This is a genomic window from Mesorhizobium sp. M7A.F.Ca.CA.002.04.1.1 (assembly GCF_004022805.1).
Classification (GTDB): domain Bacteria; phylum Pseudomonadota; class Alphaproteobacteria; order Rhizobiales; family Rhizobiaceae; genus Mesorhizobium; species Mesorhizobium ciceri.
The window spans coordinates 1-3,801 of record NZ_RZPL01000579.1 but is presented as its reverse complement, the minus strand read 5'-3'; the positions used below and the strand labels follow the sequence as shown (position 1 = coordinate 3,801).

The following is a 3,801-nucleotide window of genomic DNA, read 5'->3' as shown; positions in this document are numbered from 1 at the left end:
CTCTTGGGCGAGAGCCTTGCTGAAACCGATATCGCCGGCCTTGGCGGCGGAATAGTTGACCTGGCCGGCCTGGCCCTTCTGGCCGTTGATCGAGGAGATGGTGATGATGCGGCCGAACTTGCGGTCGCGCATCCCGCTCCACAGCGGATGCGTCATGTTGAAGACGCCGGACAGGTTGGTGTCGATGACCTCTTTCCACTGCTCACGCGTGATCTTGTGGAACATGGCGTCGCGGGTGATGCCGGCATTGTTGACCAGCACCGAGACCGGGCCGAGATCGGCCTCGACCTGCTTGATGCCGGCGGCGCAGGCATCATAGTCGGCGACCGACCATTTGTAGACCGGAATGCCGGTCTCAGCCTTGAATTTCGCCGCTGCGGCATCATTGCCGGCATAGTTCGCCGCAACCGAATAGCCGACGGTCTTCAATGCGATCGAGATCGCCGCGCCGATGCCGCGCGATCCGCCTGTGACGATTGCTACCTTGGTCATGCATTTCCCCTTTTTTGATATCGCCCTGTTGTCGGGCTTGGCAGGCACTGGATACAGAACGGGCGGCTAAAGCGCGTCGCGCTGAAGTAGGTTCAGGCGATGCGCTTCAGCTGTTTGGTTTTATGCATGTCGGTGTTCCCAAAACCGCTGCGCAGTTTTGGGCGACATGCATGCACGCCGCCCGTTTAGTGACTTTCTTCAGAGTGCTTCGACACACATGGCGACGCCCATGCCGCCGCCGATGCACAGGGTAGCGAGACCCTTCTTGGCGCCGCGCCGGCGCATTTCGAAGACCAGCGTGTTGAAGACGCGAGCGCCGGACGCACCGATCGGATGGCCGATGGCGATGGCGCCGCCATTGACGTTGACGATCGAGGGATCCCAGCCCATGTCCTTGTTGACGGCGCAGGCCTGCGCCGCAAAGGCTTCGTTGGCCTCGACCAGGTCGAGATCGCCGACCGACCAGCCGGCCTTTTCCAAGGCCTTGCGCGAGGCGGGAATGGGTCCGGTGCCCATGATCTGCGGATCGACGCCGGCGGTTGCCCAGGACACGATGCGCGCCAGCGGGGTGATGCCGCGCCTCACCGCTTCCGCTTCGCTCATCAGCAGCGCGCCGGCGGCGCCGTCATTGATGCCGGAGGCGTTGGCGGCGGTTACCGTGCCGTCCTTGTCGAAAGCCGGTTTCAGCTTGGTCATGGCGTCGATCGTGGCGCCGTGGCGGATGTATTCGTCCTGGTCAACGATGGTGTCGCCCTTCTTGCCCTTGATGGTGACGGCGACGATCTCGTCCTTGAACTTGCCGGCCTTCTGCGCGGCCTCGGCCTTGTTTTGCGAGGCGAGCGCGAACTGGTCCTGGTCTTCGCGGGTGATCTGGAACTGACGCGCGACGTTTTCGGCTGTGTTGCCCATGTGGTAACCGTTGAAGGCGTCCCACAGCCCATCCTTGATCATGGTGTCGATCAGCTTGAAGTCGCCCATCTTGACGCCGGCGCGCAGGTGCTGGGCATGCGTCGAAAGCGACATCGATTCCTGGCCTCCGGCGACGATCACCTTGGCATCGCCGATGGCGATCTGCTGCATGCCGAGCGCGATGGCGCGCAGGCCCGAGCCGCAAACCTGATTGAGGCCCCAGGCGGTGGTTTCCTTGGGCAGGCCGGCATTGATCGATGCCTGGCGGGCCGGGTTCTGGCCTTGCGCGGCGGTCAGCACCTGGCCGAGGATGACCTCGTCGACCTCGCCTGGTTCGACGCCGGCACGCGACAGCAATTCCGTGATGACGACGGCGCCGAGCTCATGCGCCGGGGTGGCGGCGAAAGCGCCGTTGAAGGAGCCGACCGGCGTGCGCGCCGCACTGGCAATGACGATGGAAGCGGACATTTTCTTCTCCAGACTTCAAGGGTGTTGCTCTGTCGTTGGGGACTTTTCTTGCCCTTTCCCAACCCCAAGTCAAACCGGAAATGGGCATGGCGCCCATGCGCCGCAAGCAGGCCATGCCTTGCCATGGCGGCCATTCGTCCATTGCTGCGCAGCATATTTTGCCTGCCATGCAGCATTTAGTGATCCCGCACTGCACAAACTGCTTGGAATTGTGAGGCTTTTGCGCATATCCTCAAAAAAGGCACAATCGTTATCGGCGGCTTACTCAGAGGCGCGCCGGTGTCCCCGGGAGGATGTAGATGGCCGCTAAAGACGATCCGATCATCATCAAGAAATACGCCAATCGCCGCCTCTACAACACCGGCACCAGCACCTATGTGACGCTCGAGGACCTCGCCGAGATGGTCAAGAAGGGCGAGGAGTTCACCGTCCAGGACGCCAAGACCGGCGACGACATCACGCATCCGGTGTTGACCCAGATCATCTTCGAACTGGAGAACAAGGACGGGCAGAACATGCTGCCGATCCCGTTCCTGCGCCAGCTCATCGCTTATTACGGTGACCAGATGCAGATGATCGTCCCGAGCTTCCTCGAACAGTCGATGCTTGCCTTTTCCAAGGAGCAGGAGCGCTTTCGCGAGCAGATGAAGGGGGCGCTCGGCAAGTCGCCGCTCGACATGATGAAGATCACCACGCCGATCAAGGCGCTGGAGGAACAGACGCGCCGCAACATGGAAATGTTCCAGAATGCGATGCGGCTGTTCACGCCGTTCCCGCCCGCTGGCTCCGCGCCAGCCGCTGCGACGTCGCCCGAGCCGGCCAGGAAGGAAACGCCTGACAAGCCCGACGATCTTCAGGAACTGAAGGACCAGATCGCGGCCATGCAGCGCAAGCTCGACACGATGTCCTGAGCGCCTGGCGTTCTTGCGGCCTTACACCAGCACGCCCTCATAGCGGCCGCGCGGCCGGATGACACTTCCGCTTGTTATCTGTTCGACCGTGTGCGCGGCCCAGCCGACGCTGCGTGCGAGCGCGAACAGGCGGAACGGTGCATCGCGCGGCAAGCCTAGGCTGCGCGTCAGCGCGGCCAGCCCAAAGTCGATGTTGGGAAGCGCGCCGGTCGCCGCAAAGGCAGCGTCGCGCAGCGACGATAGTGTGCCGTCAACCTCGATCACCGACAGCAGCGCCGCCCCGCGGGGATCGCCGTCAGGATAGAGTTGATGACCGAACCCCGGCAGCGGCCGGTCATGGCTGAGCCAGCGCCGGATCGTCGCATCGGCGCCATGCCGCGCCGCATCCTCGGCCAGTTGCATCACCGCCTCTCCGGCGCCGCCATGGCGCGGGCCTGACAGCGTCGCGAGCCCTGCCAGCAGGCAAGCGGCCAGCGGCGCGCCGGTCGAGGCTGCGACGCGCGCGGCGAAGGTCGACGCATTCAGTTCATGATCGGCAAGCAGGACAAGCGCACGGCGGATCGCATCGGCGCGGCCGGCATCCACCGACCAGTCCTGCGCAAGCCGCTGATGGACGGGATTTGACCCCGCCGGTGCGCCCAGCGCGGCGGCCAGCACGCCGACCGCGTGCGCGGCATCGGTATGCAGCGAGGCGGCGCTGCGCCCGAGCGACGGGCGCCCCTGACCGGCAAGCACGGCAAGTTGCGCAAAGGCCGAGGCTCGGCCAGCTTGATGGGGTGCGTCCGGCGACGCTGCTTCGAAAGCCACCGGTTTCGGCAGAGCCCACAGAACGGCGGCGGCTTCTTCCAGTGTGGCGTGCCCGGAGAGCACTGCGGCGTCCTGCCCGCGATAGATAAGCCGACCGCGCGAGACGGTCGAAATCGCCGTTACGATCGAGGGCTCGCCCCAGGCGATGGCGCTTTCGGCGATGACTGACGGGCTGCGGCCGCGCGCCCGGCGGGTCGCCAGTGCGGCGATATCG

The 3,801-nt window shown here is 64.4% G+C and carries 4 protein-coding genes; 1 reads left to right on the top strand and 3 read right to left on the bottom strand.

All coding sequences use genetic code 11. From position 1 onward, the window contains the following. On the bottom strand, positions 1 to 492 hold a 492-nt coding region (locus ENZ75_RS24645; protein WP_128278380.1), incomplete at its 3' end, for an SDR family NAD(P)-dependent oxidoreductase. A gap of 198 nt (positions 493 to 690) precedes the next feature. Continuing rightward, complete coding sequence (locus tag ENZ75_RS24640) at positions 691 to 1,869, bottom strand: acetyl-CoA C-acetyltransferase (protein ID WP_024502944.1); 1,179 nt, start codon at positions 1,867 to 1,869, stop codon at positions 691 to 693. A 299-nt stretch (positions 1,870 to 2,168) separates the two neighbouring features. Between ENZ75_RS24640 and phaR the strand changes: the two genes are divergently transcribed. Beyond that, the gene (gene phaR / locus ENZ75_RS24635) at positions 2,169 to 2,780 is read left to right on the top strand and encodes a polyhydroxyalkanoate synthesis repressor PhaR (RefSeq protein ID WP_063169186.1); all 612 of its coding nucleotides are present in this window, start codon (positions 2,169 to 2,171) and stop codon (positions 2,778 to 2,780) included. Between the two features lie 21 nt (positions 2,781 to 2,801). Here phaR and ENZ75_RS24630 read toward each other — a convergent pair. Beyond that, positions 2,802 to 3,801 (bottom strand): citrate synthase (locus ENZ75_RS24630; RefSeq protein ID WP_128278379.1); only part of this gene is annotated, 1,000 nt, incomplete at its 5' end.

Coding starts and splice junctions, on each gene's coding strand:
- ENZ75_RS24640 (WP_024502944.1), bottom strand. CDS start 1,869: ATGTCCGCTTCCATCGTCATTGCCAGTGCGGCGCGCACGCCGGTCGGC.
- phaR (WP_063169186.1), top strand. CDS start 2,169: ATGGCCGCTAAAGACGATCCGATCATCATCAAGAAATACGCCAATCGC.